We start from the raw sequence: 18,860 nt of genomic DNA, 5'->3' as shown, positions 1-18,860 counted from the left end.
CCGGCGCGGGGCCCGGCCCGGGCGCGTCAGGCCATCTCACTCGGGCGCGGGACGCCGTCCAGGTCGAGGACCACGGTCGGGGCCACGGCGCCGTTGAGGAACACGGTGACCGCGCGGCCCGCGCCGTCCAGCAGGGGCAGCTCGACCAGTGTGCGGCTCTGCATCGCCTCGCGGACCAGCTTGGCCACGCCCGGCGCCTCCTCGTCGCTGATGGTCCACTCGGACTGCCCGACGATCAGCTTCTTCGCCATGGTGCTTCTCCCTTTCGTCGTGTCATGTGATGTACCGGATTGCTGTTGTTCTCTGACGGACGGCTCGTGCGTGTTTTCACGCGCCGGGCTCGATTTCCGGATCGATTTCCAGGTCGATTTCCAGCGAGAACGTGCAGTCGCCGGCCCGGCGGCCGTGTGCGCCGGCGCCGAAACGCTCCTGTGCCAGCAGCGTGGTGCGGTAGAGGCCGGTCGCGGGGCCGGACTCGTCGCGCAGGGCGCGCTCGGCGGCGTCGACGATCGCGGCGACGTCGTCGAGGTCCTTGGCGAGCAGCTCGGCGAGGTCGGGGCGGCCGGGCGCGTCCCGGGTCGCCCAGACGGCGACGTCGAGCTGGTCGGCGGCGGTGCCGGAGTAGAGCAGCGGGTCGCCGCCGGGGCGCAGCGTGGCCGCGCGGTACTGCGGCCGCCCGTCCGGCCTGCCGGTGACCACGACGGCGTCGAGGCGGCGGGGCGGGTCGCCCGGCAGGGCGACGCCGGTGAGGCGCACGGCGACCGGCACGGGCGGCCCGCCGCGCGGCGCGAGCCGGCGCACCTCATCCGACGGGCGGTCGTCGACGAGGAACGCCGCCGCCTCGCGGGCGGGCGGCGCCGACGGTGCGATGGTGAAGTCGATCGGCACGAGGGCGTAGCGCGCCTGCCTGCCCGGCTCCGGCCCGACCTCCCGCATGCCGCCGTTCATGACCTGCGTGAGCCGGCGCGACAGCGGTGACGTGCTCTTCCCGCGCACGCCCGCCTGCTGCAGCACGCTCACGTCGACCGGTGCGTCGCTGATGACGAGCAGGATCGTCTCCGTGCGCGGCCGCGTGGCGAGGATGCCGGCGGGCCACTCGACGGCGACGCCGTCGAGCCGGGCGGCGTCCTCGTTCCAGCCGAAGACGTAGGCCGACCGGCGCGGAAGGCGTCGCCCGCTCGGGTCGGCGGCGGTGAGCAGGAAGATGCGGGAGGAGATGCCGATGTCGATGAGCGAGACGTACACGTCGTTGTCGCCGTCGTTGTGCAGCGCGACGTAGATGCGCTCGCCGCCGTGTGCGTAGAGCAGCGCGTCGGTGAGCTGCAACGGCTCGGGCTGTCCGGCGCGGGCGCGGCCCCATTCGACCCGCACGCCGTGCGGCAGCGGCCCGGCCGGGTCGGGCTCGAGCCGGCGCAGCGCCGTGGCCTGGGCGATCCGCAGGAGGTTGGCGACGATCTCGCCGGCGCCCGCGGCGGTCGCCGGGTGCGGCGCGTGCAACGGGCCGACGCGATCGTGCACGACGAGCCCGCCGTCGGCGGCCTCGACCGCGATGCCGGCCTCCTCGCCGGGCTCGGCGGGCCGCAGCAGGGGCCGCAGCGCCATCCGGGCGCGCAGGTCCGCCGCCACCGGGTGGTCCGGGAGGCGCACCGGCAGGCGCGGCGCCACGGCCCGGGTCTGGTGCGCGCGTGCGTCGGCGGGCACCTGCGTGCGGCCGGGGGCCAGGACGAGGTCGGCCGAGGCGGCCATGGGCGCCAGGCCCGTGACCCGGGCGGCGCCGATCGGCTCGCCGTCGCCCGCGTCCGCGGCCCCGGCGGGCATGACGGCGAACTCGTCGCCGGGCTGCACGCCGATGAGCGGCGCGCCGAGCAGCCGGATCCGGCCGGGGCCGGTCACCACGACGGGCAGGGTCGCCGTGGGGTACACCTCGTCGGCCTCGAACGGCCGCAGCCCCGACGGCCCCTCGGCCTCCGGGCGCTGGGTCGGGGAGAGATCCTGCACCTCGCGGCGCACCGCGTCCAGCAGCGTCGCCCAGTTGACCCGCAGGTCCCTGGTCTCGTCGAGGATCCGGGCGAGCGCGTCGGTGAACACGCCCATCGTGACGTGGTGGCGGTTGGTGCCCTCCCACGCCGACTCGTGCGGCGCGCACGCCACGACGCGCACGGCGTGGGGGTTGCTGTACCAGCCGCGCACCGCCGGCGCCCGGCCCTGGTCGTGCCGGCTGACGCTGTCGTACGTCACGTGCGTGCTTGTCGGCCGCAGCAGGGCCCTGACCTTGAGATCGGCCCGCTTCGACATGTGCGCCGAGTGGCAGCAGTCCAGCACGACCGTGGTGTTGGTGGTGACCTCGGTCAGCTCCGCCAGCAGCGCGGACAGCTCCCGGCCGGTGATGCCGCGGAAGTCCTCGAGCGTCGAGTCGTGGTAGTCGGAGGGGACGATGAACTGCAGGTCGGGCCGGCCGGCACCCAGGGGGTCGTCGGCCGGGGGCGGCGCGTCGTCCGGCGGGCGGATCAGGCCGCCGTGGCCGCTGTAGTAGACGACGCACGCGTCGCCCGGCTTCGCGGCGGAGATCAGCCCGCGGTACGCCTCCAGGATCCCGGTGCGGGTGGCCGCCGTCCCGATGAGGGTCTGGACCTCGAACTCCCTGAGCCCGAGCGCCTCGGCCATCGCGGCGACGTCGTTGTCGACACCCTCGAGCCCACCGGTCTGTGCGCCGATCAGCAGCGCTCTTCGCGTCATGCCTCTCTCTGACGGACGGGTCGGGCGCCGCCGCCGAACCGGCCGTCCTTGTGCGCCAGCACGATCGCGTCGGCCCGGCTGTGCACGCCGAGCTTGCGGTAGATCTTGCTGATCTGGGTCTCGACGGTACGCAGGGAGACGCCGCGCTGCGCGGCGATGCGCGCGTTGTCGTGGCCTTCGCTGATGAGCGTCAGGATGGCGTACTCGGCCTCGGTGAGGTCGAAGGGCAGCGGCGCCGTTTCGCGCGCGGCCGCGAGGTCGATGCGGGCCCGCTTGGCGAACGCCTCGACCCGCGCGCGCAGCGGCTCGGCGTCGAGCGCACGGGCGGTCGCGTAGGCGGCCCGGGCGGCCTCGCGGGCGCGGGGCTCGTCGCCGGAGGCGTGCGCGGCCTCGGCGGTGCGCCACTGCGCGTACGCCGCCTGGTAGCGGCGGCCGGCCCAGCCGCGGGCCACCTCCTCCCACAGCACCGCCGCGTCCTCGCCGCGGATCCGGCGCCGCTCCGCCCGGCACAGCCGGACCAGCTGCTCGACCTCGGCGGTCGTGGCCCGGCCCTTGACGGCGTCGTTGGCCAGCCGGGCGAGCTCGTCGCCGGTCGCCTGCGCGGCGGCCTTGTCGGCCGGCGTGCGGGCCGCGGCGGCGCGGTCGGCGGCGCAGCGCAGGCCGATGGCGTACAGCCGCAGCTTCTCCACCGCGTTCTCGCTCGGCGCGACGGCGGCGATGCCGTCGCGCACGTGCCGGACGGCGTCGGCCGGGCGGTCCTGCCACAGCGCCAGCTCGGCCTGGTAGGCGTGCAGCGGGCCGTGGAAGCGCACGTCGGTGCCCTGCTCGGCGCCGGATACCGACTCGAGCAGGTCGTGGGCCTGCTCGAAGCGGCCGCGGGCGACGAGGATCTCGGCGAGCGTGAGCCGCGGGTAGAGGCTCTCGCCGATCTGGCGGCTCTGCGTCGTCTCGGTGATGACCGCCTCGGCCTCGTCCCACCGGCCGAGCTGGGCCAGGGCGGTGCCGGCGTTGTTGGCCAGCACCGTGGCCTGCCGGCTGTCCTGCAGGTCGAGCTGGCGGGCCTCGGCGAGCCCGTCGAGGTTGGTCTTCGCCGCCTCGGCGAGCCGGCCGGCGTGCTCGAGGACGAGGCCGAGGTTGCTGTACGCCCGGAACAGGTCCTCGAGGTGGTGCACCTGCCGCGCGATGTCGATCGCCGCGCGCAGCCGGGCGATGCCGGCCTCCGGGTCGTCGCGCATGCCCAGGGCCAGCCCGGAGACGTTGAGCGCCCGGCCTTCCGCCGCCCGCGACTTGACCGCCCGGGCCATCGCCAGGGCCTCGCCGGCCTTCGTGTGGCCGTCGGAGTGCCGGCCGCGGCGCAGGTCGGTGAGCGCCTGCGCGGCCAGCACGCGCGCCTTCACCGCCGACGGCGGCCGGTCGGCGAGCAGCCAGGCCGCGGCGTCGTACGCCACCGGTGACTCGCCGCGCTGCCCGTCCTCCCACAGGTAGTTGCCCAGCCGCTCCTGCAGCAGCCCGCCGAGGTCCGGGTCGGCGACCGGGTCCACCAGGGCGATCGCCGCCCTGGTGTACTCGACCGCGCGGCCGAGATGGCCCGACCAGCGGGCGGCGTTCGCGGCGGCGGCCAGGACCCGCACGCGGGGCAGCCCGGCGCGGGCCTCGGCGTCGGCAACCCGGTCCCACAGCTCGACGGCCCGGGCGAACTGCAGCTCCGCGGACGGGAAGGCGAGGGTGCGCTGGGCCGCCTGTCCGGCCCGCACGGCCGCGGCGAGAGCGTCGGGCCACCGGCCGGCCTGGTGCCAGTGGTAGGCGACCTCGGCGTCGGCGGTGCCCGCGTCGCCGAGGCTGAGCCCCGGGTCGGCGGTGAGCGCCTCGGCCATGCGCTCGTGCAGCTCGGCGGTGGTGCCGGTGGCGCGGCTGCGGTACACCGCCTCGCGCAGCAGCGCGTGCCGGAATCGGTACACCCCGCTGGGCTGGTCGTCGACGAGCATGCGCTGGTCGAGGCACTCCTGCAGCGCGTCGTCGAGCTCGCCCGACGGCAGCCCGCTGGCCGTGCGCAGCAGCGCGTGGCTCATCCGCCGCCCGGCGACCGCAGCCACCCGCAGCACCTTGCGCGTTGCCGGCGACACCCGGGCGACCTGGGCCATCATCACGTCGGCGACCTCGCGCGGCAGCTCGCTGGCCGGGCGGTCGAGCACGTCGGTCGTCATGAGCAGCTCGGCGTGGAAGGCGATGCCGTCGGACCAGGCCAGGCAGCGCTCGACGAGCTCCGGCGGCACCGGCCGCCCGGCGATGTCGGTCATGAACCGGCGCAGCTCGGTCTTGGTGAACACCGGCAGCGGGAACTGCTCGACCCGGCGCAGGAAGTCGGCGTTGCCCAGCAGCTTCCACAACGGCGTGTCGAGCATGGCGCCGACGGGCCGGTGGCTGCACACCAGCAGCACCCGGCGCCCCTCGGGCCGGGCGCGCGCGAGGGCGCCGACGAGACCGAGCGTCGACGGGTCGGCCCAGTGCAGGTCCTCCAGGACGAGCACGGCCGGCGCGCGGTCGCCGATGTGGTCGAGCATCCGGCGTACCGCGAGGAACACCTGCGGCTGCGTGCCGAGCGGGCCGGCCTGCGCGGTGCCGTCGAACAGCCCGGCCAGCATCGCGTACGACGGGCCGCCGAGCTCGCCGGCGGCGTCGCCGTGGTCGCGCTCGAAGCCGTCGAGGGCCTCGGTCAGCGGCAGGTACGGCACCGTCCCGTCCAGCGACTCGTCGCACGAGCCGTGCAGCACGTGTGCGCCCGCCGTCCGCGCCAGGGCGATGAACTCCTGCAGCAGCCGGCTCTTGCCGACCCCGCCCTCGCCGCTGACCAGCACCGTGCGCGCCTCGCCGTCGCGCACGTCGGCGAGCCTGAGCCGCAGCCGGTCGAGTTCCTCGCCGCGGCCGACGAACGCCGGTTCCGCCATGCGGTCCATCGCCACACCCTTCTGTGCCGCCGTCTTGCATCGTCAGGCCCCCGTGTACGCGAACGCCGACGAGTAGCTCGGCGCCCCGTACGGTTGTTCACCGGCGCCCTCCGGTTCGACGCCGGGCAGCAGCGCCCGCAGGTCGTCCCGGCCGGCCTTCGCCGCCGCGATGCAGACGACGGCGCCGTTGCGGGTGGTCGCGGCGACGTCGGCGTAGGACACGCGCAGCCCGAGCGGGTCGGCACGGGTCACCGCCGCGCCCATCGCCGCCTCCTCGTCGTGCAGCCAGGCGTCCTTGTACGCCCAGACGTGCTGATCGGCATGTGCCGTGGGGTCGGCCGAGCGCAGTTGCTGCCGGATTCGGTACCCGCGGGCCTCGTGCGCCCACGGCTCCTCGAACTTCGGGTCGGTCGGCTCGCTCGTGCGGCCGCATCCCTCGTTGGTGCACTCCCAGCTGCGCACGGGGGCCCAGTCGGGCGCGAGGTAGCCGTAGGGCGTCCGTGGCGGGCGTCCGCTGCGCACGGTGTACCTCCCTGGCTCGACCCACCGTCGCAGATCTCTGACGGACAGAGCCGTCCGTCAGAGTTCGGCGTGCGATAGTTCGGCCGCGCGGAAGGCGTTCCCCGTTCCGTTACCTCTCGGTGAGTAGATGTGACTCACGATTGGCAGTCGTCCGTTGCCGGGCGACATTGACCGGGTGAGCCGGTCTTGACGCTTCACGGCCCGCTGCCCCGCCTGCGGGTGCAGGTCTTACGGGTCTTACGTAGGCTCCACGTCCTGTTTTTGCGTCGCCCAGCAACTCCAGGTCGACGTGCCGCACGAGGTCGGCAAGATTTCTTGCGGCGTTGACGTCGCGGTCCAGGGACAGTCCGCACGTAGTGCAGTGGTAGGTGCGCTCGGCCAGCGACAGTTTGGGTTTCACCGTCTTGCAGGCGGAGCACGTCTTGGAGCTGGGGTACCACCGGTCGGCGACGTGCAGGATGCTGCCGTACCAGCCGGTCTTGTAGCCGAGGTGCCGGCGCAGCGTCGCCGGAGCGGCGTCGGCCAGGGACCGGGCCAGCTTGCGGTTGCGGACCATCCCGGCCACGTGCAGGTCCTCGACCACGACTGTGGTGAACTGTTGCGCCAGGCGGGTGGTGAGGTGGTGCCACGAGTCGGCGCGCACGGCCGCGACGGTCGCGTGCAGCCGGGCCACCGCGTCCTGTGCCCGCCGCCACCGGTTCGACGCGGTTCGTTTGCGCCTGGTCTGCGGGTCGTAGGGTCCGATCCGCCGGGCGGCCCGGCGTTGGGCCTTGCCGAGCTTCTTCAACACGGCCTTGAACGGCGCCGGGTTGGGCACGAGTTCGCCGGTGGACAGCACCGCCAGGTGCTTGATCCCGGCGTCCACACCAACGACCCGGCTGGCTCTCGGCGCGTGCGCCCGCCGTCCGAACGTACGCTGGACCACGACCTGGAACGAGCAGAACCACCGGCCGGCGGTCTCGGTTACCGTGGCGGACAGGACCTGCGCGGTGCCCACCTTTACCCGCCGGGCCAGCTTACGGGTGGACTCGTGGGTGCGGATGCGACCCAGCCTGGGCAGCACCACATGCCGGTAGCCGGGGTCGACCCGGATCGCGCCAGTGGTGAACCGGGCCGACCTGCGACCGTGCTTCCTCTTGGCGCGGGGCCAGCCCACCCGGCGTCCCTTGCGGGTGCCGGTACGGGACGCGTGCCAGTGACCCAGCGCCGCGGACAGGTTCGCCAGGCCAGTGTTGAACGCCTCCTTGGAACAGTCCGCCCACCACGGCGCCACCCACTGCTTGATCTCGTTCCAGGTTCGCCGCAGGTCGGGCAGAGACCAGCCCTGCCACGGTGTCAGGTCCGCCTCGGCCACCCCGTAGTTGGCCTCGGCGGCGCGCTGTGCCTTGACCGCACTGACCCGCCGCAGCATGTGGTTGTATGCGAACCGGGCCGCGCCGGTGTTGCGGCGCAGACCGAGCACCTGGGCGTCACTCGGGTCCAGGGCGAACCGGTACGCCTGCACGGTCCAGCCAGCCGGCGGCTCGTCCCGCTTCACGACTCGTCCTCGGCGGTGGCGGCGGCCACGGCGCGCCTGGCCCGGTTCGCCGCGGCGCGGCGGCCGTACAGTCGGGCGCAGAGGCTGGTGAGGATCTCCGTGACGTCCCGCACCAGGTCGTCGTCCACCTCGGCTGGATCGACCATCAGCCGGCGCCCCTGCGCGGCCGGCGCCGCCTCAACATACTCGGCTCCGAGCCGCGCGAACCGATCCCGATGCTCGGCCACCGTAGTCGTGCCGGATGGAAGACGCCGAGCGGGGACCGGCATGGTCCCCTCGCCGAACCAGCCGTACGCGGTCTGCGGGTGCACACCATTACAGCGCCCACTCGGCAAGCTTCACCCAATGAAACTAACACTCACAGATTCGCATATCTGCTGACAGAAGAGTAAGCAGTTGTCAACCCTCCCGACATGCTGCAGTTCCTGGACCGATACGGCCGCTACGAGCTGGACCCGTTCCGCAGCGGGCTTGGGGCCAAGGTCGCGGCCAGCCGTTTCGGCGCTTCGAACCAGTACGCGACGCTGGACCCCGGCGGCTTCCTGGCCGGCCTGCCCCGGCAACCACGAATCCGCCGGCAATCACCACGCCGGCACCATCCGCAAAGGCGACTCTTGGCTCCGTGGCGCGCTCGGCGAAGCCGCCGCCGCAGGATCGTGTGGTCAACAGCGGGTCCGGCTCCGGCAAGTCCGGGATCGTCCAGTGCCCGCAGGCCGTACTGCCGGAGCCGCGGCTCGCGGTCGAGGTAGACATGCTGATCGCCGCGATGCGCCCGGTCGGAGAAGCATCGAGCTCCGGCAGCTGGGGGCGGCCTGGTTGGCCGGCGTCGCCGCGATGGCCCGGGCCAGCGTCCGACACGCTGGCGATGCTGCGCCGGCCTTCCCGTTCTCGGCGTCAAGGCCGCCGCGTCCACGGCCTGGAATCCTGTGCGAGACGGGGACCGACCCGGCATCCAAGTGAACCTCCACCCTCTGGGCGGTGTGCTTACGCTCGCAGGCCGAGTGTGGCCGGCGACACCCGGCGGCTTCGCCACGTATGGCGCAACGCGTCTGGTGTGGGAGATGTACAGCGACAGGGCCCTGGACATGCCGGCGGCGTGGCCCCTCATCGACGCCGGCATATCCTTCAAGTCGGCCCGCGGCCTGCCCATGGAGAGCCTCTCGGGTTACGAGCTGCAGCGCCTCGGCCGTCGGGTCCAGGACCGCGAGCTCAGGCGACTTCGGCCGGAATGATCGCGATCAGCTGCGTGGGCGGTTCGAGCGCGTCGACGAGGGTGTCCCCTTCGAGCCACAGCCCGCCGGCCCGGCACACGAGCGCGGCGGCCGCCTCGACGGGGCAGGGCAGCAGCGCACCGCAGGCGCCGCAGCGGCTGGGATCGTCGGGATCCCGCTCGAGATGCCGGGTCTGAAGCTCGGCGGCGGTGGTGACGAGAACGCTGTCCGGGTCGAGGTGCAACATGCGGATGATCGTGCCGTTGACCAGGCCCGGAGGCCCGTTATGAAACGGGTGATCCGCGGTTTCACCCCGCACCCACCCTCGCTCGGCGGGCGTCTTTGCCTGCCTGTGGACTACTCGTAGCCGTCGGGCGTGTGCGGCCTCACATCCGGGCTCTCAGCACGTCGACCTCGCAGCCCGGCGAGGACGGGTCGAAGCCGTGCTCGACCAGCCAGCGGACCGCCAGCAGGCTTCGCAACGACCACCACGCGCGGATCACGTCGAGGTCGACGTCCGTGCCGTAGCCGGCGACGACGTCGCCGAGGTGCTCCTCGTGTCCGAGCGTCAAGGTGGCGAGGTCGAACAGGGCGTCGCCGCGGCTCGCCTCGGACCAGTCGATCACGCCGGTGACCTCGTCACCGTCGATGAACACGTGGGTGATCTGCAGGTCGCCGTGCGTGAACACCGGCGTGCACGGCCGGAGGGCCGCCTCGGCGATCCGGCGGTTGCGCGTGACCAGGTCGGTGGGAAGGACGCCGTTCGTGACGAGCCATTCGCATTCGACGTCGAGGCGCGATGCGATCTCGTCGAGGCTCCGGCCGGGCCACGGCGGCAGCGGCGCGTCGTGCAGCATCCGCACGGCGGCACCCGCCGCGGACCACGCCGCCGGCGACGCGGCCGACGGCTCGCCGAGGCGGCCGAGCGCCGTGCCTGGGACAGCGGCGAGCGCGAGCACGGGCGGCTTGCGCCACAGAACCTCCGGGGTCGGGATCGGCGCCATGGCCATCGCCTCGACCTCGACGTCGATGCGCGCCTGATCGGCGTCGATCTTCAGGAACACGTCGCCGACGCGCAGGGTCGCGCGCTCGTTATGGGCGACGACGACCTCGACCTCATCCACGTCGGCCATTGTCGCGAGGCTGCACACCGGCGTCACCTGGTTTATCGCCCGCGACCGGGGCACGGGAGACTGGCGTTATGGGTGGGGAGTTGGCGCGGGTGCAGCGGGTGCGGGAGAGGCTCGGCCAAGAAGGGCCGCCGCGGAGTCGGGGCACCGGGGACTTCGAGACGGTGACGTTGCCGCGGCGGGAGTGCGATCTCGTCCGCGACCTCTTCGTCGACGAAGGGGTGCGGTCGGTGGTGGAGGTCGGGCTCGCGTACGGCAGTTCGGCGCTGGCCATCGGGGAAGCGCTCGTGCGCACCGGGGGAGAGCGGCACTACGTCGTCGATCCGCTGCAGGGTGCTGCGTTCGATGATGTCGGGTGGGAGATGCTCGTCGAGGGTGGGCTCGAGCACCTGGTGACGCTCATGCGGGTGCCCTCGTCCGTTGCATTGCCGCGGCTCGTCGCCCAGGACGTCGTGGTCGATGCGGGGTTCGTCGACGGGAGTCATCGGTTTCACGAGGTGTTTCTCGACCTGTACTACCTGCGCAAGATTGTCCGGCCGGGCGGGATCGTGGTCGTCGATGACTACTGGGCCGCGTCGGTGCGGGCCGCGGTGCGGTACTACGAGCACAACCTCGGGTGGGAGCGCCTCGAGCGGCTAGCGGACAGCCGGTGCCGGGCGTATCGGCTGCCCGTCGTGGCGTTCGAGCCGGGGTTCAAGGACTTCGTCTGGCCGACCGGGGACTAACGCGACGGCTTGCCAGTGCCCTCGCACTGGGCGGTGCCCGGGGCGCTGCCGTCGGGCTGGTGGGGTGGGGTCGCGGAGCCGGCGTTGACGTGGACGCGGGCGCCGCACACAGGGCAGCGGCTCATGGCCTCGGATGCTGTGGTGGACATGACGCGGACCTCCTGACATGTGACCGGACCGAGGACAGTGATGCCCCCGATCCGGGTGGTCCGAACATGTCAGGCGCCGGCCAGTGTCAGCATCTGCTTGATCTGCTGCGTGCGGGAGAGCTCGATACGCTCGGCGAACTGCTGCACCGTCTCGTTCCGGCCGGTCGTGGAGAGCTACTGGGCCAGTTCGACCGCGTTGTGCTGGTGCGCGATGAGCAGGTTCAGGAACTTCGTCCCGAAGTCCTGGCCCGGTGCGTCCTGCAGGGCCTTGATCTCCTCGGGGCCGGTTGCGGGGCGGCCGCCGTGTGCGGCATGCAGAGCCGGATGCCCTCGGTGGCGGGCGGCGCCTGCGCGGGGTCGACCGCCGGCCGGCCGCACGCGGTCATCGTGACGGTGAGGGGCGCAGATCGGGCGGGCAATCCACGGCTTTGAGTGTGACGTCGCTGTACACGGCGCTGACCTTCCGGAAATGGAACTGCGCACATGTGTGCACGTCGCCTGTTGACGAGCACAACCCGCCACCGTTGTCACGCACGACAAACGTGACGTCGAGCGTGCCTTCCTGGTGGGATCGGCTGACCGTCCGCCCGTACACCACGCCGCCCTTGCTGCTGATGGCCGACGCAACATAGTCCAGCTGTGTGTTGACACCGTCGCGCGATTCCACGGCACCGGCTTGCGTCGCCAGACTCGCCAGCGTCTGCGTGATGTTGTGGTCGGCGGTCTGTTGCGCCTGATATCGACAGTCCGAGTGCTTGCGCACCGTGTTCCACCCGGCCACCACCGCAACGGCGAGCGCGGTCCCGGCCAGCATGACGCCCACCGTGAACCCAGCCACCCGTGTTCCCCGGCGACGCCCCCGATTCGTCATGGCAACGATTGAACTTCACGCCTTCAACGAGGTATGCACGGGACCGCAGCCGCGTGGCGCTCTGTGGCCGAAACTGCCGTGCTCGAAGGCAGGGTCATTGCACGGTCGGGTAGCTGCTGGTCACGGCCTCGATCAGGTCGCTGGGGCGGCGGTTGGCGCGTCTGGTGGCTCGGGCGATGTTGGGTTCGCCGTTGTGCGGTGGAACCCGATCGCGGTGTTGCGGAGGCGGACCCGGCCCGGACACCCAAGTACGCCCAGGTCAGGCATCCGTGAATCGATCACACAAAGTCCCTGCCCCGGTGGGCGTGGCATGATCACGACCATGTCGGTCACCGCAGTGCTGCGCGCCGCGCAGGTCGCCCGCGTGCTCGCCGCCAGCACCCTCGGGCGGTTGCCGCTCGGCGCGGCGCCGGTGGCCCTGTTGCTGTACGCGCGGGAGAGCCTGTCGATCGGGGCGGCGGGGCTGCTCGTGGGCGTGTACACGGCCGGTCTCGCCGTCGGCGGGCCGGTCCTGGCGCGCATCGCGGACCGGCTGCGGCAGCCGCCGGTGATGCTCTTCGGCGCCGCCGTGTCCACGGCGGGTTTCGTGGTGCTTGCCCAGGGTGTACCCTTGTGGGCCGCCCTGCTGGCCGTGCTCCTGGCGGGCCTGGGCGCGCCGCCGTTCGAGGCGGGCCTGCGGGTGCTGTGGCGGGACCTGCTGGCCGAGGAGGAGGTGCCGACGGCGTACACCCTCGACATCGCCGTGCAGGAGCTCATCTTCATCCTCGGGCCGCTGGTGGCCGGCGCGGCGGTGGCGATCGGCGGCGGGGTCGCCGGCGTGTACGCGACGGCGGGGCTGCAGCTGCTCGGGACAGTGTGGTTCGTCACAACGCCGGTGGTGCGCGGCTGGCGGGGCGAGGCGGCGGAGCGGCACTGGGCGGGCGCGCTGCGCTCGGGGTCGCTGCGGCTGATGCTGACGGCGGTCGTCCTCGTCGGCGCCGGGGTCGGCAGCCTGCCGGTGGCGCTGCTGGACTACGCCGAGACGGTCGGGCACCGGTCCTGGTCGAGCTGGCTGCTGGCCGCGCAGGCGGTCGGTGCGCTCATCGGCGGGCTGGTGAACACGCGGCTGAAGGTCGACGGGCGGCGGCTGCCGTTGCTGGGGCTGCTGCTCGGGCTCGGGTACCTGCCGCTGCTGCTCACGCCGGCGTCGGCGCTGCTCATGGTGCCGCTGGCGATCCTGTGCGGGTTCTGCCTGCCGCCGCTGCTCGCGGCCACGTTCCTGACGGTCGACCGGGTCGCGCCGGCGGGGACGGCGGCGGAGGCGTTCGCCTGGGTTGCCACGGCGTTCTCGGTCGGGGCGGCGGCGGGTGCGGCGCTGGCCGGGGCGATCCTGGATTCGTTCGCCTCGACGCGGGCGGGCTTCGTCCTGCCGCCGGTTGTGATCCTGCTCGCTGTGCCGTGGCTGCGCCCGGTCGCCCGGCAGGTTCGCGCTTTTCAATCTTGACACCGCGGGCCTGGCAGCGGAGGGCCGCCAGGCCCGCAGCGGTGTCTGGTGGGAACAACGGTCTGCAAGTGACGCGGTCCGAGTCATGGAAATTGCCGGCCCGTTTTCGGTTTGGTGCGGTGGCGGGGGCGGTGCGTACAGTTCCTGCGTGACCCCGCACGACCTCACCCCCTCCACTGACTTCGGGCCCGGCGTCGACCCCGAGCGGCTGGCGATCTGCCTTGCCGTGTTCGACGAGCTGTCGCAGCTGCCGCCCGACCACCCCGACGTGCAGTTGGTGCGGCGGGCCACCTCGCACCTGTACAAGACCGTCAAGCGGCAGCGGCGCAGCGAGCGACGGGCGGCGGTCACGGAGGCGGACCGGCAGGTCACCGCGATGACGGCGACCGGCGCGCCGGGGCGCATCGACGACGAGACGCAGGGCATCGCGCTGGTGTCGCCGACGATCGGGGCGAGCGCGGGGAAGCTGCTGCGGGCCCGGTCGTGCTACACGTGCAAGACGCGGTACGTCGACGTGGACGCGTTCTACCACCAGCTGTGCCCGTCGTGCGCCAGGCTCAACCGCGAGCGGCGCGACCAGCGCACCGACCTGACGGGGCGGCGGGCGCTGCTGACCGGCGGGCGGGCGAAGATCGGCATGTACATCGCGCTGCGGCTGCTGCGCGACGGCGCACACACGACGATCACGACGCGGTTCCCGAACGACGCCGTGCGGCGCTTCGCCGCCATGCCCGACAGCGGCGACTGGCTGCACCGGCTGCGCATCGTCGGCATCGACCTGCGCGACCCGGCCCAGGTGGCGGCGCTCGCCGACGACGTGGCGGGGCAGGGGTCGCTGGACATTCTTATCAACAACGCGGCGCAGACGGTGAAGCGCACCGCCGGGTCGTACTCGCACCTGGTGGCGGCCGAGTCCGCGCCGCTGATGCTCGACGGGCCGATGCCGGACGTGGTCACGTTCCACAAGGCCGACCCGCACGCGGAGCTGACCCTGGAGGCGGGTGTGGCGCCGACGCTGATCCCGCCGGACGCGCTCACGGCGCTCGCGCTGACCAGCCGCAACACGACGCCGGAGAAGATCGCGGCGCTGAGCGCGATCGACGCGGGCGGGCTCGTGCCGGACCTGGCCGACTCCAACAGCTGGGTGCAGACGGTCGAGGAGGTCGACCCGCTGGAGCTGCTCGAGGTGCAGCTGTGCAACGTGACGGCGCCGTTCATCCTCGTGAGCCGGCTGCGCACGGCGCTGGCGGCCTCGCCGGCGCGGCGCAAGTACGTGGTGAACGTCTCGGCGATGGAGGGGCAGTTCAGCCGGCGGTACAAGGGGCCCGGCCACCCGCACACCAACATGGCGAAGGCGGCGCTGAACATGCTGACGCGCACCAGCGCCGAGGAGATGCTCTCCGACGGCATCCTGATGACCGCGGTCGACACCGGCTGGATCACCGACGAGCGGCCGCACCCGACGAAGATGCGGCTGCACGAGGAGGGCTTCCACGCTCCGCTGGACCTCGCCGACGGCGCGGCGCGCGTCTACGACCCGATCGTGCGCGGCGAGCGCGGCGAGGACCTCTACGGCTGCTTCCTGAAGGACTACGAGCCGTCGAACTGGTGAGGGGGCAGGGTCAGCGCAGCTTGTACTGCAGCATGAACTTGCCCACCTGGACCTCGTCGCCGTCGGTGAGGTTGGCGCTCTTGACCCGCTCGCCGTTGACATAGGTGCCGTTGAGGCTGCCCAGGTCGAGCATCGAGTAGCCGACCCCGCCGCTGTTGCGGTGGAACTCGACGTGCTTGCGCGACACGGTGTTGTCGTCGAGGACGATCTGGTTGGCCGAGTCGCGGCCGCAGCGCACCACGTCGCCGTCGAGCGCGAACTCGGCGCCGGCCTCCGCGCCCTTGCGGATCAGCAGGGTGGCGCGCCCCGACGGCAGCTTCTCCATGTGCGCGGTCAGGTCGAGCGGCTGCGTCGGCCCCTCGGGCGCGGCGACCGCGGCCGAGTTGAGCAGCTCCTCGGTCGTGACGATCGGCACGCCCCAGTGCCGGGCCAGCCCGATCGCCTCCAGCGGCGCGGCCGGCACGCGGATGCCCTCACCGAGCACGAGCTGGAACGGCCCGTGTGCGGCGACGACCTCGACGGCCCGCAGCGGCGCCCGCAGCGCGGTCAGCGCGCGCTGGAACAGCTCGGCACTGATCGGCTCGTCCATGCTGCGGGGGCCGCCCTCGACGGGCAGCTGCAGGTGCCGGCCGGAGGCCTCCTCCTTCAGCAGGACTACGGGACGGCTCTGCCAGGTCTGCGCCCGCACACCCACCACGACGAGCTCTCGCATGCCCCGCCTCCTGCGTCCGTCGTCAACTGCTGTCAACCCCTGTGCCGCTAACGGTACCGTGTCGACCGATCGACGCCCTGGCCCGGTCAGGTGGACCTCAATCGTCAGTTGTGCCCTATCTGTCGCATAAGCCGGTCGACCTCGGCCGTCCAGTCGACGTGTTCGCGCCGGTCATGGTGCGTGCGGGCCCGCCCGTCGAGCACGAGCTCGAGCTCGTCGGCCCTGGTCACGAAGCCGACAGCGATTTCGGTGGCGATGTCCTGGTACTGCGGCGCCGTCCAGAATTCGAACGTCTGCGACACGTCGGCGGACTTCAGCCGGAACCCCAGCTCGCGCAGCGCCTCCAGCACGGCCGCCTCGGCGGGCAGCGGGTGCACGGCCACCGGGTCCATGTCCTCGGGATCGGCCGCGAACGCGACCTCGAGGTCGGTGCGAACCCCGACCGCCAGCCCGGGAACCCGCTCACCGTAGACGTGCGTGACCGGCGTCCGCAGTGGGATCTGCAGCCGCAGCGGTACCTCGTGCAGCTCGCCGGCCCCCAGCCGGAAACGGTTCTCGATTTCCAATTTCGCGAGCTCCGCGGTGCTCGCGCCCTCCCTCGTCACCAGCGTCAGCACGATCCGCTCGATCTCGACGTCGCGCTCGCCGCCGATGAGACACACCGCTCCCGACAGCGCGTCCCCGGGGCGGGTCACAGGATTGTCTAGTACCGTGTCGACGGCCGGCCCGCCCACGCCCATGCGGCGGCGCAGGCTCCTGAAAACCATGGCGGGCACACTAGCACGCGGCACTGTAGGGTTGGATCGTGTCAAGATTGCTGCGGATCGGGGAGCTCGCCAACCTAGCTGGCGTGTCGACCCGCACCGTCGACTTCTACACGGGCCTCGGCCTGATTGAGTCGGCGCAGCGCACGGCCGGCAACTTCCGGCTGTACGACGCTTCGTGCATCGAGCGCATTGCCGCCATCAAGGTCCTCGAGGCCAACGGCGTGAGCCTGGCCGACATGGCCGAGGCCCTGGAGCGCGGCGCCGGCGACCTGCCCGGCCAGCTGAGCCAGGTCCAGGGCGATCTCGAGACGCTGCGCGAGGCCGCCGTGCACGCGGGCCCGGCGGCGCACCAGCTGTTGCTGGCGCTGACGGCCCGGCTGCAGTCGCTGATCCACACGGCGATCGAACTGACCAACAACCTGCCCAATCTGGGCGGCTGACTCGCCCCTCTCGCTTCTCCCGTGCCTCGTTCGCGGGCGGGGGAGCGTCGGGCGCTGCGGGCGGCCAGGGGCGGCCGGGGTGCCGGCTTCTCGCTTCTCTCGCGGCTCGTCCGCGGGGACGGTGCGCGGGGCGCTGCGGCCCGCCGAGGCCGAGGCGGCCGGGGTGTCGGCTTCTCGAATCTCACGCGGCTCGTCCGCGAAGCTCGCGAGATCCGTCTGTGGTGCGCGCGGAGCTGGCACGGGGTCCGCGGAGGAGTTCTGCGGCGCGCAGGCCCTCGCCCGCGGTGCGCGCGGAGTTCTGCTGTGCGCATGGTCCCCGGCGGCGCGCGGGGGAGTTCTGCGGCACTCGCGGGTGCTCACCTGCGGTGCGCGGGCGAGTTCTGCGGTGTGCGGATGGTCGCCGGCGGTGCGCAAATGACGTGCGAGTACCGATAAGTCACGACGCTCGCGCGTCATGACTTATCGGATTTATACCCCGGCAGGGCATAAGTCCGAAATATTCGGACGCGCCAGCGTCTGGATATTTCGTGCAGAACATCCCTCGCGAACCGAGTTCCCGCGCGACGTTTTGTTTCCACGATCATGCGAAAACGACGGCTCGAGATCGGACATTGCCGTGATCGTGGAGAGAAAACGTACCTATGAGTACATTATGTCTCCACCATGATGCGGATGTCCGGATTGTCCCCCGCGTTTTCGCGTGATCGTGGAGAGAAAATGCCGGTCAGGCGGCCTGGGTCAGAGTGGCCAGGCGGCGGCCGTGTGCCTCGGCGTGCTCGTGGCCGGTCTTCAGCAGGTCCGCCGCCAGGCCGCGCAGCGGGGCCATCGCCGGGGTCACCTCGGCCAGCGTGAGCTCCGCCTCGGCGACGTGCAGGTCGAGGCCGAAGACGTCGCCGAGGATGCGCCGCAGGTACGGGCTCGCGTGGTCCCAGCCCTCCCGCGGGGTGCCGGGGCCGTACCCGCCGCCGCGGCTGAGAGCGAGAACCGCCGGGCGGCCCGTGATGGGCTGGTCGCCGCCGGAGCCGAAGCGCTTGTCCAGCATGAGCAGGTCGAGCCAGGTCTTCACGTGGGACGGGACGCCCCAGTTGTACAGCGGCACCGCGAACACGAACGCGTCCGCCTCGACCAGCTCGCTCGCGAGGCGCTCGACCAGGGCCGCGGTGTCCGGCGACGGCGGGGCGGTCGGGTCGACCACTGCGCGGGCGCCCTTCGCCCACAGGTCGGACGGCAGCGGGTCCCGGCCCAGGTCGCGCCGGGTCACGCTCGCGCCGGGGTGCTCGGCGAGCCAGGCGTTCTCGGCGGTGTCGGCCAGCGCGCGGCTGACCGATCCGGCGGTCCGGATGCTCGCGTCGAGACGGAAGAGATGCATGTCGCGGTACCTCCACGAAGTCCAGTGGCAACACAGAAAGTCTGCTCCACAGAACATCTGTCGGCAAGCGTGAGTGAGCTGTCTATCATTGCTGCATGACACAGGCGCCGGAGAGCCCGGCTCACCCCCACGTCGACCTCCAGTCGGACCTGGGCTGGGCGCTGGGCGTGCTCCTGCGTGGTTACGCGAAAGGCGCCCAGTCGGTCATCGCCGACGTGCCCGGCGGGCCGCGCGGCTACCAGGTGCTGACCTCCGCCGTCGACGGCACCCCGTGCACGCAGCTCGCCCTGGCCAACAAGCTGGGCATCGACCGGACCGTCATGACGTACCTGCTCGACGACCTCGAGAAGGCCGGCGTCATCGAGCGGCAGCCCGACCCCGCCGACCGCCGCGCCCGCCGCATCATCGCCACCGAGGCCGGCCGCGCGACTCTCTGCGAGCTGCAGCGCAAGCTCCGCCACGTCGAGGACCGGGTGCTCGGCTCGCTGCCGGAGGACGATCGCGCCGCGTTCCGCTCGATGCTGCGCACCGTCGCCGTCGCGCTCGACGAGCACGACCCGCTCGAGAACACATGCACCGCGATCGAGGCCCTCGGCGTCGAGCCCGCCACGCGGACCAGGCGCCGCCGCAACGGCACCTGACCCGGGGCCT

18 protein-coding genes and 2 pseudogenes are annotated in these 18,860 nt (G+C 72.5%); 7 read left to right on the top strand and 13 right to left on the bottom strand.

Annotated elements, in window-relative coordinates; translation table 11 throughout:
- Positions 1–26: 26 nt before the first annotated feature.
- The 6 genes and pseudogenes from ABD901_RS34045 to ABD901_RS34020 all read right to left on the bottom strand — a co-directional run.
- Positions 27–251: a hypothetical protein gene (locus tag ABD901_RS34045; protein ID WP_345133213.1), complete on the bottom strand. Its 225-nt coding sequence runs from the start codon at positions 249–251 to the stop codon at positions 27–29.
- A gap of 76 nt (positions 252–327) precedes the next feature.
- Positions 328–2,736: a caspase family protein gene (locus tag ABD901_RS34040; protein ID WP_345133211.1), complete on the bottom strand. Its 2,409-nt coding sequence runs from the start codon at positions 2,734–2,736 to the stop codon at positions 328–330.
- Positions 2,733–5,690 carry a helix-turn-helix transcriptional regulator gene (locus ABD901_RS34035; RefSeq protein ID WP_345133209.1) on the bottom strand — a complete coding sequence of 986 codons (2,958 nt, stop codon included), beginning with the start codon at positions 5,688–5,690 and terminating at the stop codon, positions 2,733–2,735. Before ABD901_RS34035 ends, ABD901_RS34040 begins: the two co-directional genes overlap by 4 nt.
- A gap of 33 nt (positions 5,691–5,723) precedes the next feature.
- Positions 5,724–6,203: a hypothetical protein gene (locus ABD901_RS34030; protein WP_345133206.1), complete on the bottom strand. Its 480-nt coding sequence runs from the start codon at positions 6,201–6,203 to the stop codon at positions 5,724–5,726.
- A 109-nt stretch (positions 6,204–6,312) separates the two neighbouring features.
- Entirely contained in the window at positions 6,313–7,740 is a 1,428-nt protein-coding gene (tnpB, locus tag ABD901_RS34025) for an IS607 family element RNA-guided endonuclease TnpB (protein WP_345133203.1), read from the bottom strand.
- Positions 7,737–7,982, bottom strand: a pseudogene (locus tag ABD901_RS34020) (IS607 family transposase); the annotation flags it as partial. The pseudogene ABD901_RS34020 and the gene tnpB, both read right to left, overlap by 4 nt.
- A gap of 380 nt (positions 7,983–8,362) precedes the next feature.
- On the opposite strand from ABD901_RS34020, the pseudogene ABD901_RS59185 reads away from it, so the two are divergent.
- Both ABD901_RS59185 and ABD901_RS34015 read left to right on the top strand, forming a co-directional pair.
- Positions 8,363–8,518 (top strand): annotated as a pseudogene (locus ABD901_RS59185) (phosphotransferase-like protein); the annotation flags it as partial.
- A gap of 283 nt (positions 8,519–8,801) precedes the next feature.
- Entirely contained in the window at positions 8,802–8,972 is a 171-nt protein-coding gene (locus tag ABD901_RS34015) for a hypothetical protein (RefSeq protein ID WP_345133201.1), read from the top strand.
- On the opposite strand, the gene ABD901_RS34010 is transcribed toward ABD901_RS34015, so the two are convergent.
- Together ABD901_RS34010 and ABD901_RS34005 are read right to left on the bottom strand one after the other, a co-directional pair.
- Entirely contained in the window at positions 8,950–9,198 is a 249-nt protein-coding gene (locus ABD901_RS34010; RefSeq protein ID WP_345133199.1) for a hypothetical protein, read from the bottom strand. The genes ABD901_RS34015 and ABD901_RS34010 overlap by 23 nt on opposite strands.
- A 139-nt stretch (positions 9,199–9,337) precedes the next feature.
- Positions 9,338–10,084 carry a phosphotransferase family protein gene (locus ABD901_RS34005; protein WP_345133197.1) on the bottom strand — a complete coding sequence of 249 codons (747 nt, stop codon included), beginning with the start codon at positions 10,082–10,084 and terminating at the stop codon, positions 9,338–9,340.
- A 68-nt stretch (positions 10,085–10,152) separates the two neighbouring features.
- Here ABD901_RS34005 and ABD901_RS34000 point away from each other — a divergent pair, with 68 nt between their 5' ends.
- Positions 10,153–10,806 (top strand): class I SAM-dependent methyltransferase, encoded by a 654-nt coding sequence (locus ABD901_RS34000; protein WP_345133195.1) that lies wholly within the window; start codon positions 10,153–10,155, stop codon positions 10,804–10,806.
- Positions 10,807–11,129: 323 nt separating this feature from the next.
- Here the strand turns inward: ABD901_RS34000 and ABD901_RS33995 are convergent, their stop codons facing one another.
- Positions 11,130–11,333 carry a DUF305 domain-containing protein gene (locus ABD901_RS33995; protein WP_345133193.1) on the bottom strand — a complete coding sequence of 68 codons (204 nt, stop codon included), beginning with the start codon at positions 11,331–11,333 and terminating at the stop codon, positions 11,130–11,132.
- A 4-nt stretch (positions 11,334–11,337) separates the two neighbouring features.
- Positions 11,338–11,769, bottom strand: a complete 432-nt coding sequence (locus ABD901_RS33990; protein ID WP_345133191.1) for a hypothetical protein — start codon at positions 11,767–11,769, stop codon at positions 11,338–11,340.
- Positions 11,770–12,148: 379 nt separating this feature from the next.
- Here ABD901_RS33990 and ABD901_RS33985 point away from each other — a divergent pair, with 379 nt between their 5' ends.
- Both ABD901_RS33985 and ABD901_RS33980 read left to right on the top strand, forming a co-directional pair.
- On the top strand, positions 12,149–13,309 hold the full coding sequence (locus ABD901_RS33985) for an MFS transporter (RefSeq protein ID WP_345133189.1): 1,161 nt from the start codon (positions 12,149–12,151) through the stop codon (positions 13,307–13,309).
- A gap of 148 nt (positions 13,310–13,457) precedes the next feature.
- Positions 13,458–14,921 (top strand): SDR family NAD(P)-dependent oxidoreductase, encoded by a 1,464-nt coding sequence (locus ABD901_RS33980; RefSeq protein WP_345133187.1) that lies wholly within the window; start codon positions 13,458–13,460, stop codon positions 14,919–14,921.
- A gap of 10 nt (positions 14,922–14,931) precedes the next feature.
- Here the strand turns inward: ABD901_RS33980 and ABD901_RS33975 are convergent, their stop codons facing one another.
- Both ABD901_RS33975 and ABD901_RS33970 read right to left on the bottom strand, forming a co-directional pair.
- Positions 14,932–15,633, bottom strand: coding sequence for an FHA domain-containing protein (locus ABD901_RS33975; RefSeq protein ID WP_345133185.1), 702 nt, complete (start codon positions 15,631–15,633; stop codon positions 14,932–14,934).
- Between the two features lie 104 nt (positions 15,634–15,737).
- Positions 15,738–16,400 carry a sporulation protein gene (locus tag ABD901_RS33970; RefSeq protein WP_345133183.1) on the bottom strand — a complete coding sequence of 221 codons (663 nt, stop codon included), beginning with the start codon at positions 16,398–16,400 and terminating at the stop codon, positions 15,738–15,740.
- A gap of 38 nt (positions 16,401–16,438) precedes the next feature.
- Here ABD901_RS33970 and ABD901_RS33965 point away from each other — a divergent pair, with 38 nt between their 5' ends.
- The gene (locus ABD901_RS33965) at positions 16,439–16,840 is read left to right on the top strand and encodes a MerR family transcriptional regulator (protein ID WP_345133181.1); all 402 of its coding nucleotides are present in this window, start codon (positions 16,439–16,441) and stop codon (positions 16,838–16,840) included.
- A gap of 724 nt (positions 16,841–17,564) precedes the next feature.
- Here the strand turns inward: ABD901_RS33965 and ABD901_RS33960 are convergent.
- Positions 17,565–18,209: an FMN-dependent NADH-azoreductase gene (locus ABD901_RS33960; protein ID WP_345133179.1), complete on the bottom strand. Its 645-nt coding sequence runs from the start codon at positions 18,207–18,209 to the stop codon at positions 17,565–17,567.
- A gap of 95 nt (positions 18,210–18,304) precedes the next feature.
- On the opposite strand from ABD901_RS33960, the gene ABD901_RS33955 reads away from it, so the two are divergent.
- Positions 18,305–18,850 (top strand): MarR family winged helix-turn-helix transcriptional regulator, encoded by a 546-nt coding sequence (locus ABD901_RS33955; RefSeq protein WP_345133177.1) that lies wholly within the window; start codon positions 18,305–18,307, stop codon positions 18,848–18,850.
- Positions 18,851–18,860: the final 10 nt, after the last annotated feature.

The sequence above is a fragment of the Dactylosporangium darangshiense genome (assembly GCF_039537565.1).
GTDB classification, from domain to species: Bacteria; Actinomycetota; Actinomycetes; order Mycobacteriales; family Micromonosporaceae; genus Dactylosporangium; species Dactylosporangium darangshiense.
Note: the sequence above shows the minus strand (reverse complement) of the source record. Positions and strands in the feature narration are given on the sequence as shown.